The organism is Cupriavidus sp. WS (assembly GCF_000395345.1).
GTDB lineage: Bacteria > Pseudomonadota > Gammaproteobacteria > Burkholderiales > Burkholderiaceae > Cupriavidus > Cupriavidus basilensis_B.
In genome coordinates this window covers 1-221 of sequence record NZ_AQPL01000152.1, presented here as the reverse complement: position 1 = coordinate 221, position 221 = coordinate 1, and the positions used below count along the sequence as shown (strand labels likewise).

Genomic DNA, 221 nt, shown 5'->3' with positions numbered 1-221 from the left:
CACAAAATTCCTGACACGTCCGCGCCACCATCACCGACAGCAGCATGGCCGCCACGATGGTCAGCGAGAACTGCCGGTAGATGGCGCCCACCGAGCCGCCCGAGAACGCCACCGGCACGAACACCGCCGACAGCACCAGCGCCACGCCCACCAGCGCGCCGGTGATCTGCTCCATCGCCTTGCGGGTGGCGTCGCGCGGCGACAAGCCCTCCTCGGCCATG

At 69.2% G+C, this 221-nt stretch carries 1 protein-coding gene; it reads right to left on the bottom strand.

From position 1 onward, the window contains the following. Window positions 1-221, bottom strand: a 221-nt coding sequence (locus K206_RS38190; protein ID WP_043366593.1) for an efflux RND transporter permease subunit, incomplete at both ends; no start/stop codon positions are given.